Origin of the sequence: Falsirhodobacter deserti, from assembly GCF_004015795.1 — a bacterium.
GTDB classification, from domain to species: domain Bacteria; phylum Pseudomonadota; class Alphaproteobacteria; order Rhodobacterales; family Rhodobacteraceae; genus Falsirhodobacter; species Falsirhodobacter deserti.
Window position 1 is genome coordinate 17,911 of the sequence record NZ_ML137221.1, and the last position, 13,201, is coordinate 31,111.

The 13,201-nt window shown below is 63.6% G+C and carries 13 protein-coding genes; 9 read left to right on the forward strand and 4 right to left on the reverse strand.

Going from position 1 to position 13,201, the window contains the following annotated elements; translation table 11 throughout:
* The first annotated feature begins 19 nt into the window (after positions 1–19).
* Complete coding sequence (gene purU, locus JX25_RS13610; RefSeq protein WP_128255651.1) at positions 20–904, forward strand: formyltetrahydrofolate deformylase; 885 nt, start codon at positions 20–22, stop codon at positions 902–904.
* Between the two features lie 295 nt (positions 905–1,199).
* Here purU and JX25_RS13615 read toward each other — a convergent pair whose 3' ends face one another.
* The 4 genes from JX25_RS13615 to JX25_RS13630 are packed head-to-tail and all read right to left on the reverse strand — an operon-like array spanning position 1,200 to position 4,107.
* Positions 1,200–1,772, reverse strand: a complete 573-nt coding sequence (locus JX25_RS13615; protein ID WP_128255652.1) for a glutathione S-transferase family protein — start codon at positions 1,770–1,772, stop codon at positions 1,200–1,202.
* Positions 1,773–1,824: 52 nt separating this feature from the next.
* On the reverse strand, positions 1,825–2,604 hold the full coding sequence (locus JX25_RS13620) for an ABC transporter permease (protein ID WP_128255653.1): 780 nt from the start codon (positions 2,602–2,604) through the stop codon (positions 1,825–1,827).
* Positions 2,601–3,167 (reverse strand): ABC transporter ATP-binding protein, encoded by a 567-nt coding sequence (locus tag JX25_RS13625; RefSeq protein ID WP_128255654.1) that lies wholly within the window; start codon positions 3,165–3,167, stop codon positions 2,601–2,603. Before JX25_RS13625 ends, JX25_RS13620 begins: the two co-directional genes overlap by 4 nt.
* Positions 3,168–3,177: 10 nt before the next feature.
* Positions 3,178–4,107: a LysR substrate-binding domain-containing protein gene (locus JX25_RS13630; RefSeq protein WP_128255655.1), complete on the reverse strand. Its 930-nt coding sequence runs from the start codon at positions 4,105–4,107 to the stop codon at positions 3,178–3,180.
* A gap of 144 nt (positions 4,108–4,251) precedes the next feature.
* On the opposite strand from JX25_RS13630, the gene JX25_RS13635 reads away from it, so the two are divergent.
* The 8 genes from JX25_RS13635 to JX25_RS13670 are packed head-to-tail and all read left to right on the forward strand — an operon-like array spanning position 4,252 to position 13,136.
* A complete protein-coding gene (locus tag JX25_RS13635) occupies positions 4,252–5,109 on the forward strand; it encodes a D-amino-acid transaminase (RefSeq protein WP_128255656.1) in 858 nt (285 codons plus the stop codon).
* Positions 5,109–6,122 (forward strand): DmpA family aminopeptidase, encoded by a 1,014-nt coding sequence (locus JX25_RS13640; RefSeq protein ID WP_128255657.1) that lies wholly within the window; start codon positions 5,109–5,111, stop codon positions 6,120–6,122. The genes JX25_RS13635 and JX25_RS13640 overlap by 1 nt, the downstream gene beginning before the upstream one ends.
* Positions 6,119–7,972 (forward strand): ABC transporter ATP-binding protein, encoded by a 1,854-nt coding sequence (locus tag JX25_RS13645; RefSeq protein ID WP_128255658.1) that lies wholly within the window; start codon positions 6,119–6,121, stop codon positions 7,970–7,972. The genes JX25_RS13640 and JX25_RS13645 overlap by 4 nt, the downstream gene beginning before the upstream one ends.
* A 26-nt stretch (positions 7,973–7,998) precedes the next feature.
* On the forward strand, positions 7,999–9,528 hold the full coding sequence (locus JX25_RS13650; protein WP_128255659.1) for a glutathione ABC transporter substrate-binding protein: 1,530 nt from the start codon (positions 7,999–8,001) through the stop codon (positions 9,526–9,528).
* 53 nt (positions 9,529–9,581) lie between these two features.
* Positions 9,582–10,502, forward strand: a complete 921-nt coding sequence (gene gsiC, locus JX25_RS13655; RefSeq protein WP_128255660.1) for a glutathione ABC transporter permease GsiC — start codon at positions 9,582–9,584, stop codon at positions 10,500–10,502.
* Positions 10,499–11,380: an ABC transporter permease subunit gene (locus JX25_RS13660; protein WP_128255661.1), complete on the forward strand. Its 882-nt coding sequence runs from the start codon at positions 10,499–10,501 to the stop codon at positions 11,378–11,380. Before gsiC ends, JX25_RS13660 begins: the two co-directional genes overlap by 4 nt.
* Positions 11,377–12,195, forward strand: coding sequence for a M55 family metallopeptidase (locus JX25_RS13665; protein ID WP_128255662.1), 819 nt, complete (start codon positions 11,377–11,379; stop codon positions 12,193–12,195). Before JX25_RS13660 ends, JX25_RS13665 begins: the two co-directional genes overlap by 4 nt.
* Before the next feature lie 14 nt (positions 12,196–12,209).
* Entirely contained in the window at positions 12,210–13,136 is a 927-nt protein-coding gene (locus JX25_RS13670) for an isoaspartyl peptidase/L-asparaginase family protein (protein WP_128255663.1), read from the forward strand.
* Positions 13,137–13,201 lie beyond the last annotated feature (65 nt).

The following is a 13,201-nucleotide window of genomic DNA, read 5'->3' on the forward strand; positions in this document are numbered from 1 at the left end:
TTTTCAATCGAGAGAGAAGATGCCCAACTACGTCCTGACGGTCACCTGCGCGGCCGCCCGCGGCATTGTCGCCGCCATTTCCGGCTATCTTGCCGAAGCGGGCTGCAACATCAGGGATTCCAGCCAGTTCGATGACATGCTGACCCAACGCTTCTTCATGCGTGTCAGCTTCGCCAGCGAGGAGGGCAGGGATCTGGAGGCGCTGAAAGAAGGCTTCGGGACCGTTGCCGCGGCTTTCGGCATGGATTGGGCGATCCATCCGGAAGACCAGAAGATGAAGGTCGTGCTGATGGTCAGCCGCTTCGGGCATTGCCTGAACGACCTTCTTTATCGCTGGCGTATCGGTGCACTGCCGATCGACATCGTTGCGGTGATTTCCAACCACATGGATTACCAGAAGCTTGTCGTGAACCACGACATTCCCTTCCACTGCATCAAGGTGACGAAGGAAAACAAACCCGAGGCGGAGGCGCAGCAGATGCGCATCGTCCGCGAGACGGGGGCCGAGCTGATCGTGCTTGCCCGCTACATGCAGGTGCTGTCGGACGAGATGTGCCAGGAAATGTCGGGCCGGATCATCAACATCCACCATTCCTTCCTGCCGTCGTTCAAAGGGGCCAATCCCTACAAGCAGGCGTATGAGCGTGGCGTGAAGCTTATCGGGGCAACCTCGCACTATGTCACGGCCGATCTGGATGAAGGCCCCATCATTGAACAGGACATCGTCCGCATTACCCATGCCCAATCCCCCGAGGATTACGTGAGCCTCGGGCGTGATGTCGAAGCCTCGGTTCTGGCGCGGGCGATCCACGCCCACATCCATCGCCGCGTGTTCGTGAACGGCAACAAGACGGTGGTTTTCCCGGCCTCTCCCGGATCCTTCGCGTCCGAGCGTATGGGCTGACACCGGCGTGTGCGGTGCAAGCCGCGCACCTTCACGGCGTGCGGCGCATCTGGTTGCCAAGAAACAGCAGCGCATCTTCCAGCCCGCTGTCCCAATAGAACCAGTCTGGGCATCATGTTCGGTGATCAAGCGCAGCGCTTCCACGCAATCGGCGGCTTCCAGCGGTTCATGCCCCAGACGCGCACGACCAGTGAGATATAACCTCGATGGGCGGCATCGTCGTCGGTGACAATGGTGATCTTCCGCCCGGTCGAGATTGCAGCCTATGACCAGTGGCGGATCAACCAGACTGATGTCAGCCCGTTGCCAGCGCCCGGCGAAAGGCCGGCCGTGCGGTGCAGCGGTCGCGATAGGCGGCAAGCGCGGGCCGACCTTCGAGCCCCAGGAGATGCGCCGCTGCCCAGACAGAATACCCGACCTGGCAATCCACGCCGGAAAATTCGCTCAGCAGCCAGTCCGACTGGTGCAGCCAATCCTCCAGCAGGGCCAGCGTTTGGGTCAGCCGATCCGCTTCCAGCCGTTCGACCGAAAGCGCCTGCGATGCACGCGACTGATCCAGCGCGGCGACATGCTGGCCCAGTGTTTCACCGAAATGCAGCCAATCAAGCCACGCCATGCGTCCCGCGTCGCCGGGTGCGCGCCACAGATGCGGCGCCCGTGTTTCGCAAAGCCATTCGGTCATGGCGCCGGTTTCGTGAATGGTCGTCTTCCCGTCGCGCAAGGCTGGCACGCGGTCTGGGTGCAGCGCATCGTGCAGCCCCCGGTGATCAAGCGCCACAAGGGTGTATGGGCAGCCGATCTCCTCCAGCAGCCACAAGACGCGAAGCGATCGGGACTGAGGTACGTGCCAAAGCGTCAAATCGTCCATGAGTGAACCTCCACCGCGTTGGCAGATAATGCGCCTCCGCCGATGTCCAGCGTCAGTGCAGCCTGTCGATCTGCAGCCTGTCGCGCGCATCCATCAGGCGCCCCAGCGTCAGGCGAACGGCCAGCACGGCCCCTGCCACGCCCGCCGTTGCCAGAAGCAACATCAGCAGGATCTGGTAGCCGGCCGCATGCAGCGGGTCCATGCCGGCAAGAACCTGACCGCTCATGATGCCGGGAAGGGTGATCAGGCCCGCGCCTGCCATCTGGTTCAGCACGGGGATCATCCCTGCATGGACCGCCTGCCGCTGAAGGTCGGCCAGTGCCTGCCGGCGCGTCTGCCCAAGGGCAAGCCGTGTTTCGATTACCAGCCGGTCGCGATACACTGCACCGCACAAGTGGTTCAGCGCGATGCTGGCGGTGTTCATGGTGCTGCCCAGAATGATGCCCAGCAGTGGCACCACATGCCGCGCATCCGTCAGATCCAGCCCACGCGTCACCACGAACAGCCCCGCCAATGCCACCGGAAGGGCCGAGGCACCGATGGAAAGAAAAGCGATCCCGATATGCCAGATGCCCCGCAGCCGCCGCGATTGCCGCGCCCCCACCTCACGAGTGGCGGCAGCCAGCATCACCAGCATGACGGGCAGTGTCAGCCAACCCGCTTCTTCGCCCATCAAGAAGCGCAGGATCAGGCCTACAAGCACCAGCTGGACGATCATCCGAAGGGCGGCCACGGCCAGTGCCCCGTGCAGCCGCAGCGACAGCCAGACCGACAGGCCGCCGCACACCAGCACCATCACCGCGGCAAGAGCCATATCAACCGGATGGATCATGCCCCCAATTCCATCTGCCGCGTTGCCAGCCGCGCCCTTTGCGCCGCATCGTGCGAGACGACAAGAATACCTGTCCCTTCATCACGCAAGCGATGCAGGTAGGCTTCGACCAGCCTCGTCGCACCGGGATCAAGTGCACTGGTCGGTTCGTCCAGCAGCATGATCGGCGGCGGGCCCATGCGCAGCAGCGCCAGCCGCTGACGCTCTCCGGTGGAGGCGAGGGCTGGATCGCTGTCCAGAAGCCGCAGCGGCAGGCCCAGATCGTCGAAGCGTGTTTCCGCATCGGGGGGCATGTGGTCGCGCACGGTATCGGCCCACCAAGCCGTTTCGGCGGAAAGAAAACCCACGTGCCGCCGCCAGTCATGCGGGGGCATCGCCTCGCTGGAACAACCGTCCAGCGTCATCTGGCCATCATGAGGAATCAGATCGGCCAGCATCCGCAGAAGCTGTGACTTTCCTGAACCGGAGGGCCCGCTCAGGCACAGGATCTCCCCGCCCTGAAGGGTGAACGAGATGGGGGGAACGATTCCGTTTCCCACCCGCGTGACCTCCAATCGTGCCAAGACTGCCTCCTCAGCCGATGGGGCCGCTTGTACGCGCAAGCGCCCACAGGCGCGACAGCACAGCGCGATCTTCCTGCTGGCTTCGGTAAAGGCGGATGCCCAGCGGGAGGATCCACTCGGGGCTGGCAGTAGCAAGGATCAGGCGGCCTTCCTCCATATCCTGACGAACAAGCCGTTCGGGCAACCAGCAGACGCCCCAACCGGCCAGCGCGCATTCGCGCAGGCCGGCGCTGATGGTGTTCTGATGCACTGTCTTGCGCCGCAGGGGCGCGCCTTCGAAAACTCGCCGCAGCGCCATGCCGAAGAACGAGCTTTGCCCGTAATCAAGATAGGGAAGTGTCTGACGCAGGCGGATCGCCCGCTCGATCAGGCCTTCAGGTCCGTTATGACCCAGCTTTTCACAAAGGTGCGGCGCAGCAACAGGCAGCAGGCGTTCCGCCCCCAGATCAAGCCAATCATACTGCTGCGGATCCAGGAGAAGCTGCACATGGGGATGGTGATAGGTCAGGAAAAGGTCGGCCTCACCGTTGATAAGCGCGTCCAGATTGGCCTCAATGCCGCCACGGTCGGGAATGACGGCGGTTTCCAGATCAGGCAGCGCGGTCTGCACCTGTTGCAGCCATGCTGGCAGCAGGGTGACGGCCAGCGTGTGCAGCGCGGCAAAGGTCAGCCTGCCGTTGCAGTCATCCGGGTTCAGCCTTTCGCGCAGGCCATAGAATGTGCGGATGGTTTCATGGGCGATGGGCAGCAGGGCTTTGCCTTCGGATGTCAGTTCCGCGGGCAGGCTGGCGCGGTTGATCAGGGTCGTCCCCAGCCACGCCTCCAGTTGCTTGATGCGGCGGCTGAAGGCCGATTGGGTCACGTTGCGTTCGCGCGCTGCCCGCGAAAAGCTCGCAGTGCCTGCTAAAGTGACAAAATCTTCCAGCCACTTAAGTTCCATTGCGTCCCCGCCTGCCGGACAAATATGACAAGTTGTTGAAGATAAAGTCCTATGCGCGGAAGGTCTAGCCTGTGCTGAAAAAAGCATTGGCCATGTTGCCCGAATTTTCCGCAGACGGGATGCATGACGACTGGGAATACCGACATGCGGCAGATCTACGTGAATGGCAGCTTCCTCCCCGAGAAGGAGGCTGTTCTTCCGGTGATGGATCGCGGCCTTCTTTTCGGCGATGCGATCTATGAGGTGACGGCGATGCTGGACGGGGGGCTGGTTGACAACGATCTGCACCTTGCGCGGCTGGAACGTTCACTGGGGGAGATCGGGATCCCGCTTCCCATGCCGTTGGAAGAGATCCGGGGCGTCCAGCACGAACTGGTGCGGCGCAATGGCATGCGCGACGGCACCGTGTATATCCAGATCACACGCGGCACGGCGGAACGGAACTTCCTGCATGGCGGCGGGCTGACGCCGAACATCATCATGTTCACCCAGCCGAAGGTGCTGCATGGCACGGCTGCGCAGCATGAAGGGATCTCCGTTGCACTGATGCCGGATCCGCGATGGAGCCGGCGCGACATCAAGACCACCATGCTGCTGGGGCAGGTTCTGGCAAAGGAAGCCGCGCAGGCGGGCGGCTTCGGTGATGTCTGGCTGCATCAGGACGGGTATGTGACGGAAGGTGCGTCCTCCACCGCGTTCATCCTGACGGCGGACACGATTGTGACGCGGCCCGCTTCGCGCGTGACGCTGCCGGGATGCACCAGCAAGGCTGTCCTGCGTCTGGCCGAGGCGCGGGGCCTTTCCTTCGAAGCCCGCGCCTTCACCATCGAAGAAGCGCAGGGCGCGGACGAGGCATTCCTGACCAGCGCCTCCAGCTTCGTCACGCCGGTGGTTCGCGTGGGTGATGCCGTTATCGGCGATGGCACGCCCGGCCCGGTGACCCGCCACCTTCAGCAGCTTTACATCGAGATGGCGCGCTCTTCGATCGAGAGGGTTTTGTGATGGCGCGATACAGGGAGTTCGCCAGCCCACCCGGAACGCTTCCTGCCGGTCCCCGCAACGCCATCACCGATGTGCCGGGTGTGACGGTCGGGCATCGCACGCTTCAGGGGGACGGGCTGAACACCGGCGTGACCGCCATCATACCGCAACCGGGCAACCTGTTCCGCAAGCCGCTGACGGCGGCGGTCGAGGTGATCAACGGTTTCGGAAAAAGTGCGGGTCTTGTGCAGATCGCCGAGCTTGGCCTGTTGGAAACGCCTATCCTGCTGAGCAATACCTTCGCCGTGGGCACCTGCGTGAACGCGCTGATCCGCCGGGCCATTGTCGAAAGCCCTGAAATAGGGCGTGGCGCTTCGACCGTGAACGCGGTTGCGTGTGAATGTAATGACGGGGTTCTGTCGGACATCCAGCGCATGGCCGTGCGCGAGGAAGACGCCCTTGCCGCACTGGCGGATGCCAAAGCCGAGGTTGCTGAAGGATCGGTCGGAGCGGGAACGGGGATGATCTCGTTCGGGTTCAAGGGCGGGATCGGCACGGCGTCGCGGCAGGCCTGTGGCGGCACGGTCGGCGCGCTGGTCCTGTCGAACTTCGGGCGGGCGGGTGATCTGGTGCTGCCAGATGGCCGCCGCCCCGATCCGCGCCTGCCCCCCGCGCCTGAAAAAGGCTCGATCATCGTCGTTCTGGCGATGGACGTGCCCGTGGATCAGCGCCAGTTGCAGCGCATCTGCCGACGGGCAGGGGCTGGCATCGCGCGGCTTGGCGCCTTCTGGGGGCATGGCAGCGGCGATATCGTGCTTGGCTTCACCACCGCCAACCGCATCCCGCGCGACAGTGGCGATACCATCGCCATCCACCGCCTGAACGATGCCCGCATCGACGAGGCGTTCCGCGCCGCTTGCGAGGCAACCGAGGAGGCGATCCTGAACGCGCTGTGCACGGCGACACCCGTTGACGGCTTCGGTGGCGAAACCCGCCCCTTGCTGTCGGACTGGCTGAAGGAAAAGACGGAATGACTTCCACGAACATCATCGACGTCCGCAATATCAGCGTGGAGTTCCGCGGCGAGGAGGATACCTTCCGCGCCGTCCGGAACCTGTCCTTCGCCATCGCACCGGGCGAGACGCTGGCCGTGGTGGGGGAATCCGGCTCGGGGAAATCCGTCACCTCGCTGGCGATCATGCGCCTGATCGAATTTGGCGGCGGCCGCATCGTGGACGGGAAGATCACGTTCAACGGCCAGAGCGGCAGCCGCGTTCTGTCCGATCAATCCATGCGGCAGATGGAGGCGGTGCGCGGCAACGACATCGCGATGATCTTCCAGGAGCCGATGACGTCGCTCAACCCCGTCTTCACCGTTGGCCAGCAGATCGCCGAGGCCGTTCGCCTGCACCAGAACTGTTCGGATGCGGAAGCGCGGGCCGAGGCGTTGCGGATGCTGGAAAAGGTCCGCATTCCCGATGCCCGCCGTATCCTTGACCGGCACCCGCACCAGCTTTCGGGGGGGATGCGCCAGCGGGTGATGATCGCGATGGCGCTGTCGTGCAAGCCGCGCCTTCTGATCGCGGATGAACCGACAACGGCGCTGGATGTGACCATCCAGGCCCAGATCCTGAAACTGATCCGCCTGCTTCAGGAAGAAATGGGCATGGCCGTCCTGTTCATCACCCATGACATGGGCGTGGTGGCCGAGGTTGCCGATCGCGTCCTTGTCATGCGTCATGGCGAGAAGGTGGAAGAAGGCACGGTCGAGGAGATCTTCGATGCGCCACAGCACCCCTATACCAAGGCGCTTCTGGCTGCCGTTCCACGGCTTGGGGCTTTGCAGGGGCAGGATCTTCCCCGCCGCTTCCCGCTGCTGAAGGCGGATGGCGATCACCGCGACGCTTCGGGCTATGACCACCATCCACCGCAGGATACGGTGACGGGTGATGCGCCGATCCTGCAGGTTCGCGATCTTGTGACGCGCTTCGATATCCGCAAGGGCCTTCTGTCGCGTGTGACGGGCCGCGTGCATGCCGTTGAACATGTCAACTTCGACCTGCGCCGCGGGGAAACGCTGGCGCTGGTGGGGGAATCCGGCTGCGGCAAGTCCACCACCGGCCGCACGCTGATGATGTTGCAGGAGCCCAATGGCGGGCAGGTTCTTTACAAGGGAAAGGACATCCTTTCCCTGCGCGGGGCCGAGCGGCAGGAGATGCGTCGGAAGATCCAGTACGTGTTCCAGGATCCCTACGCCTCGCTTGATCCGCGCCTGACGGTCGGCTTCTCCATTGCCGAACCGCTGCTGACGCACAAGCTGGTGAAACCGTCCGAGGTGCAGGACCGCGTCGTGCAGCTTCTGCGCGACGTGGGGCTGCAGCCCGAACATGCGCGGCGCTATCCGCACCAGTTCTCGGGCGGTCAGCGCCAGCGCATCTGCATCGCGCGGGCCCTGGCGGGCGATCCGGACATCCTGATCACGGACGAAGCCGTGGCCGCACTTGATGTGTCGATCCAGGCCCAGGTGGTCAACCTGATGATGGAACTGCAGGAACAGCGCGGCCTGTCCTTCATCTTCATCAGCCACGACATGGCCGTGGTAGAGCGGGTCTCGCACCGCGTGGCGGTCATGTATCTGGGCCAGATCGTGGAGATCGGCAGCCGTCGGCAGGTGTTCGAAAACCCGCAGCACCCTTATACCCGCCGCCTGCTTTCGGCGGTTCCCATCGCCTCGCCCGAAGGGCGGAACCGGAACCGCCCCCTGATCGAGGGGGAGATCGCAAGCCCGGTGCGGGCCCCCAACGACCCGCCGCTTGTCGCCCCGCTGGTGGAAGTGGAGGCGGGCCATCATGTGGCGCGCCATCCGATCGGCGACTTTTCATAAAAAAACAAGTCTGACGGAGGAAAACCATGGCTCTCAAGAAAATCCTGATGTCGTCGGCCATTGCCGCGTTGACGCTGCTGCCGGTGGCAGGCGTGGCAAAGCCGCTCACCGTGGCGATCGCGAACAACCTGACGGGGCTGGACCCGACCAACGTGAACGACACGCTGTCGCAAACCTCGCTTCGGCTGGTTTATCAGGGGCTGTTCGGCTTTGACGAAAACATGGGCCTGATCCCGGTTCTGGCCGAAAGCTATGACGTCAACGACGATGCGACGGAGTTCACGATCCATCTGCGCGACGGGGTGAAGTTCCACGACGGGACCGAGTTCAACGCTGATGCGGTGAAGACGAACATCGACCGGCTGCGCGATCCGGCCAACAACCTGTCGCGCCGCAGCCTCGTATCCATGGTGGACGAGGTGCAGGTTGTCGATCCCATGACGGTGAAGCTGGTTCTGGAGAAACCCTTCGGCGCAATGATTTCTTCGCTTGCGCATCCAGGCGCAATGATGATCTCTCCGGCCGCGCTGGAAGAGCATGGCCGCGAGATCGGCCGCCACCCGGTTGGCACCGGCCCCTTCAAGTTCGTCAACTGGTCGGCTGACACGCTGGAAGTGACGGCGAACGAAGATTACTGGAAGGATGGCCTGCCGAAGGTGGAGGGTGTGACCATCCGGTCCGTTCCGGAATCCGGCGCACGCTTTGCCATGCTGCAAACGGGCGAGGTGCAATACGTTCCCGGCTTTCCGCCTGAACTGATGGAAGTGGCAAGCCGCAACCAGAACCTGACGATCGAAGCGACGGATTCCATCGTCGAATACTATGTCGCGATGAACAACATGAAGGAACCCTTCGGCGACGTGCGCGTGCGTCAGGCGCTGAACTATGCGGTCGACAAGGATGCATATTGCAAGATCGTGTTCAACGGGCTGTGCAAGCCGGCAGATTCGATCATCCCCGAACTGCTTTCGTTCCACGTTCCGGCGGGTGACTATACCTTCGATCTGGACCGCGCGCGCGAGCTGATGGCCGAGGCGGGTTATGCCGACGGGTTCGAAACCGAGATCTGGGCAAACTCCAACACCGAATCCTTGCGGGCTGTTCAATTCATCCAGCAGCAGCTTGCGCAGATCAACGTGAAGGTGAACGTGGTGCCGCTGGAAGCGGGCGTCGCCGCGGAACGGATCTGGTCCATCGAAAGCCCGGCCGATGCGACGGTGCAAATGTATTACGGCGGTTGGTCGGCCTCCACCGGGGATGCCGACTGGGGCATCCGCCCGCTTCTGTCCAGCGAAAGCTTCCCGCCGGCGATGTTCAACGTCGCCTATTTCAAGGACGAGGCCGTGGATCAGGGCATCCAGGACGCCATCGCCACCGCCGATCCCGAACAGCGCGCCGGCATCTATGCCGAGGTTCAGAAGAACGCGTGGGAAATGGCGCCGTGGATCTTCCTTGGCGTGCCGCAGAACATCGCCGGCAAAAGCAATGACCTGTCGGGCGTGCACATGCTTCCCGATCGCGGGTTCCTGCTGGAGAACGCCGAGTTCGCTGAATAAGCGCAATCCCGGTCCCGGCATTTGCCGGGACCGGCCTTGAAAGAAGTGACTTCATGTTTGGCTACCTGATAAAGCGGCTGATCACGACGATCCCGGTCGTTCTGATGGTCATGGTCTGCGTTTTCGCGTTCGTGCACATGTTGCCGGGCGATCCCGCCCGCCTTGTTGCGGGGCCGGAGGCCACGTCCGAGGATGTGGATGCCGTCCGCCGCTCGCTTGGCCTTGACCGGCCGCTGCCCGAACAGTTCGTGCATTACGTCAGTCGCGTGGCGCAGGGCGATTTCGGCATGTCGCTGAAAACCCGCCGAACCGTCGCCGAGGAGATCGGCGCACGGCTGATGCCCACCGTCTGGCTGACGGTGTTCGCGATGCTTTGGGCTACGGTGATCGGGCTTCTGATCGGCGTCATCTCGGCGGTGAAGCGGGGCAGGTGGCAGGACTATACCGGCATGATCGTTGCCGTGTCGGGCATCTCGTTCCCGCCGTTCTGGCTGGGGCTGCTGCTGATCAGCCTGTTCTCGGTCCATCTGGGCTGGCTGCCGACGGGGGGCTACGGGACGTGGCAGCATTTCGTCATGCCCTCGTTCACGCTGGGCGTAGGCGTGGCCGCGGTGATGGCGCGCTTCACCCGATCCGCCTTCATCGAGATCGCGCGCGAGGATTACGTTCGCACCGCCCGCGCCAAGGGCGTGCCCGAGCGGCGCGTGATCTGGAAACATTCGCTGCGCAATGCGCTGATCCCGATCATCACGATGGTCGGCCTGCAATTCGGCTTCCTGCTTGGCGGCTCGATCGTGGTGGAAAGCGTCTTCTCATGGCCCGGCGTGGGGCGGCTACTGGTCGATTCCGTCAACTATCGCGATTACCCCGTAATCCAGGCGCTGATCCTGCTGTTTTCGCTGCAGTTCATCTTCATCAACCTGCTGGTTGACGTGCTGTATGTCTTCGCCAACCCGGAGATCCGCTACAAATGACAACCACCGTGCTTGTCGAACCCGCCGAACAGATGCGCAAGCCATTGGCCGAATTCTGGCGCCGTTTCCGCCGGCAAAAGGTGGCGCTGGTGGCGCTGGCCTTTCTGGTGCTGCTGGTGGGGGTGGCAGCCCTTGCGCCATGGGTTGCGCCATATGATCCGGCCGCGCCCGATTACAACGCCGTCCTTCAGGGGCCGAGTGCGGCACATTGGGCCGGAACCGACACCTATGGCCGCGACATCTTCAGCCGCATCATCTGGGGTGCCCGCATCTCGCTTGCCGTGGGGTTTCTTTCGGTGACACTGGGCGCCCTTGGGGGTGTGTCTCTGGGCATCATCGCCGGATATTACGGTGGTCTGGTGGACAGCGCGGTGATGCGGCTGTGCGATCTGTTGCTGGCTTTTCCAGGCATCCTTCTGGCGATTGCCGTGATCGCAGTGCTGGGGCCGGGGATCACCAACGTGATCTACGCCGTTGCCATATTCTCCATCCCCGTTTTCGCGCGGCTGGCCCGGGGCACGACGCTGCAACTGAAGCGGACGGTTTATGTGGATGCCGCAAGGGCCATCGGCGTGTCGAACACCACGATCATGCTGCGGCACATCCTGCCCGGCACGCTGCCAAACGTGATCGTCTATTTCTCCATGCGGATCGGAACGTCGATCCTGACGGCGGCGGCGCTGTCGTTCATCGGCCTTGGCGCGCAGCCGCCAAGCCCTGAATGGGGCGCGATGCTGGCCGACGGGCGCACCTATATGGGCGTAGCCGACCACCTGACACTTTTCCCCGGCCTTGCGATCTTTCTGACGGTTCTGGGCTTCAACCTGTTCGGCGATGGCCTTCGCGACGCCCTGGACCCGAAGCTGCGGTCATCATGAAGGTCTATATTTCGGCCGATATCGAAGGGGTTGCGGGCGTGGTGTCACCCGCACAGGGGCAGGCCGGCCATCCCGAATACGAAAAGGCCCGCATCCTGATGACCGAGGAGGTCAACGCCGCAGTCGAAGGCCTTATCGGCGCGGGCGCGAAAGAGGTTGTGGTCAACGACTCTCACGGGCCGATGACCAATCTTCTGGCGGACCGGCTGCATCCCGCGGCTGACCTCATCCTCGGCAAGCCCAAGCCCATGAACATGGCATGCGGGCTGGATGAAGGGTTCGACCTGTTCTTCATGGTGGGGCATCATTCGATGGCCGGGCAGGGCGGGGTTCTGGCGCATACCACCAACGGCTTTGCGTTCCGGCAGGTTCGCGTGAACGGCATCCCCTGCGGCGAGCCGATGATCTACGGCCTTTATGCGGGGGAGCTTGGGGTGCCCGTCGGCTTGCTTTCAGGCGATGACAAGATGCGCGAGGAGAACGCGGCGATCTTCCCACAGGCAGAGTTTGTGACCCTCAAACGCAGCTATGGCCAGCGGGCGGCTCGGCAGGTTTCCGTTGCCTGCGCACGTGACCTGCTGCGCGAGGGTGCGGCCCGCGCCCTTGCCCGCGCTGGCCAGATGAAACCCGTTCGCTGGAATGGCCCGTTCGTGGCGGAATTCGCGATGAACAGCGCGGCGCTTGCCGACCAGATGGCGGTGCTGCCGCCCGCTCATCGGGTTGATGCCACGAGCGTAGCCTTTGACTGCACCTCCATGGCAGAGGTGATCGGCTGGATGACCGGCCTCTCCGCGATGAGCTTCGCGCTGCGATAAGAAAGGAACAGACCATGACCCCCGTGATTGCACTGCATGGCGGTGCCGGCACGATCCTGCGCCACAAGATGACGCCGGAACTGGAAGGCGAATACCACGCCGCGCTTCGGGCCTGCCTTCAGGCGGGGCTTGACGTCCTGCGCGCCAACGGGTCGGCGCTGGATGCGGTGACGGCCTCCGTGATGGCACTGGAGGATGATCCGCTGTTCAACGCGGGCCGTGGCGCCGTGTTCACCACCGATGCGACGCACGAAATGGATGCCGCCGTGATGGAAGGTGCCAGCCGTCGGGCCGGCGCGATCTCTGGCATCTGCGGGCCACGGCATCCGGTTCTTGCCGCCCGCGCGGTCATGGAGCGGACGGAGCATGTCCTGCTTTCGGGCGAAGGCGCGCGCCACTTCGTCAAAGGTGCGGGGCTGGAGATGATGCCCGCAGACTGGTTCGGGACCGAGGCGCGGCGCAAAGCGCTGCGCGCCGAAATGGAGCGTCGCGAGCGCGGCGAGGCCGATGACGGCGATCCGGCCCGCAAGCATGGAACGGTGGGCGCGGTTGCACTGGATGCGCAGGGGCATCTGGCGGCGGCAACCTCAACCGGTGGCATGACTGCCAAGATGCCGGGCCGCGTGGGCGACAGCCCGATCATCGGGGCGGGCACCTGGGCCGATGACGAAACGGTGGCCATCTCCGCCACCGGGCACGGCGAATACTTCATCCGCTGGGCTGTGGGGCACGAGATCGATGCCCGGATGCGGTGGGCAGGGCAGGATCTTCAAACCGCCGCCGGTGGTGTGGTGGAGGAGCTTGGCCGCATCGGAGGGTCGGGCGGACTGGTGGCCGTGGACCGGCTGGGCAACATCTGCCTGCCCTTCAACTCGCCGGGGATGTACCGTGCCTGGTGCGGCCGTGACGGGCAGATCCGGACGTCCATCTTCGCCGACTGACCGCCGTTCTTCCTCGCGGTGATTTGATCTGTCGGTGTGCAGGTCTAGGTTTCCGGGGAAGAACA

What these genes read in the sequence shown, in the direction of transcription:
- JX25_RS13665 (WP_128255662.1), top strand. Translation starts at nt 11,377, where the DNA reads ATGAAGGTCTATATTTCGGCCGATATCGAAGGGGTTGCGGGCGTGGTG.
- JX25_RS13635 (WP_128255656.1), top strand. Translation starts at nt 4,252, where the DNA reads ATGCGGCAGATCTACGTGAATGGCAGCTTCCTCCCCGAGAAGGAGGCT.
- JX25_RS13645 (WP_128255658.1), top strand. Translation starts at nt 6,119, where the DNA reads ATGACTTCCACGAACATCATCGACGTCCGCAATATCAGCGTGGAGTTC.
- purU (WP_128255651.1), top strand. Translation starts at nt 20, where the DNA reads ATGCCCAACTACGTCCTGACGGTCACCTGCGCGGCCGCCCGCGGCATT.
- JX25_RS13650 (WP_128255659.1), top strand. Translation starts at nt 7,999, where the DNA reads ATGGCTCTCAAGAAAATCCTGATGTCGTCGGCCATTGCCGCGTTGACG.
- JX25_RS13615 (WP_128255652.1), bottom strand. Translation starts at nt 1,772, where the DNA reads ATGGACGATTTGACGCTTTGGCACGTACCTCAGTCCCGATCGCTTCGC.
- JX25_RS13670 (WP_128255663.1), top strand. Translation starts at nt 12,210, where the DNA reads ATGACCCCCGTGATTGCACTGCATGGCGGTGCCGGCACGATCCTGCGC.
- JX25_RS13640 (WP_128255657.1), top strand. Translation starts at nt 5,109, where the DNA reads ATGGCGCGATACAGGGAGTTCGCCAGCCCACCCGGAACGCTTCCTGCC.
- JX25_RS13660 (WP_128255661.1), top strand. Translation starts at nt 10,499, where the DNA reads ATGACAACCACCGTGCTTGTCGAACCCGCCGAACAGATGCGCAAGCCA.
- gsiC (WP_128255660.1), top strand. Translation starts at nt 9,582, where the DNA reads ATGTTTGGCTACCTGATAAAGCGGCTGATCACGACGATCCCGGTCGTT.
- JX25_RS13630 (WP_128255655.1), bottom strand. Translation starts at nt 4,107, where the DNA reads ATGGAACTTAAGTGGCTGGAAGATTTTGTCACTTTAGCAGGCACTGCG.
- JX25_RS13620 (WP_128255653.1), bottom strand. Translation starts at nt 2,604, where the DNA reads ATGATCCATCCGGTTGATATGGCTCTTGCCGCGGTGATGGTGCTGGTG.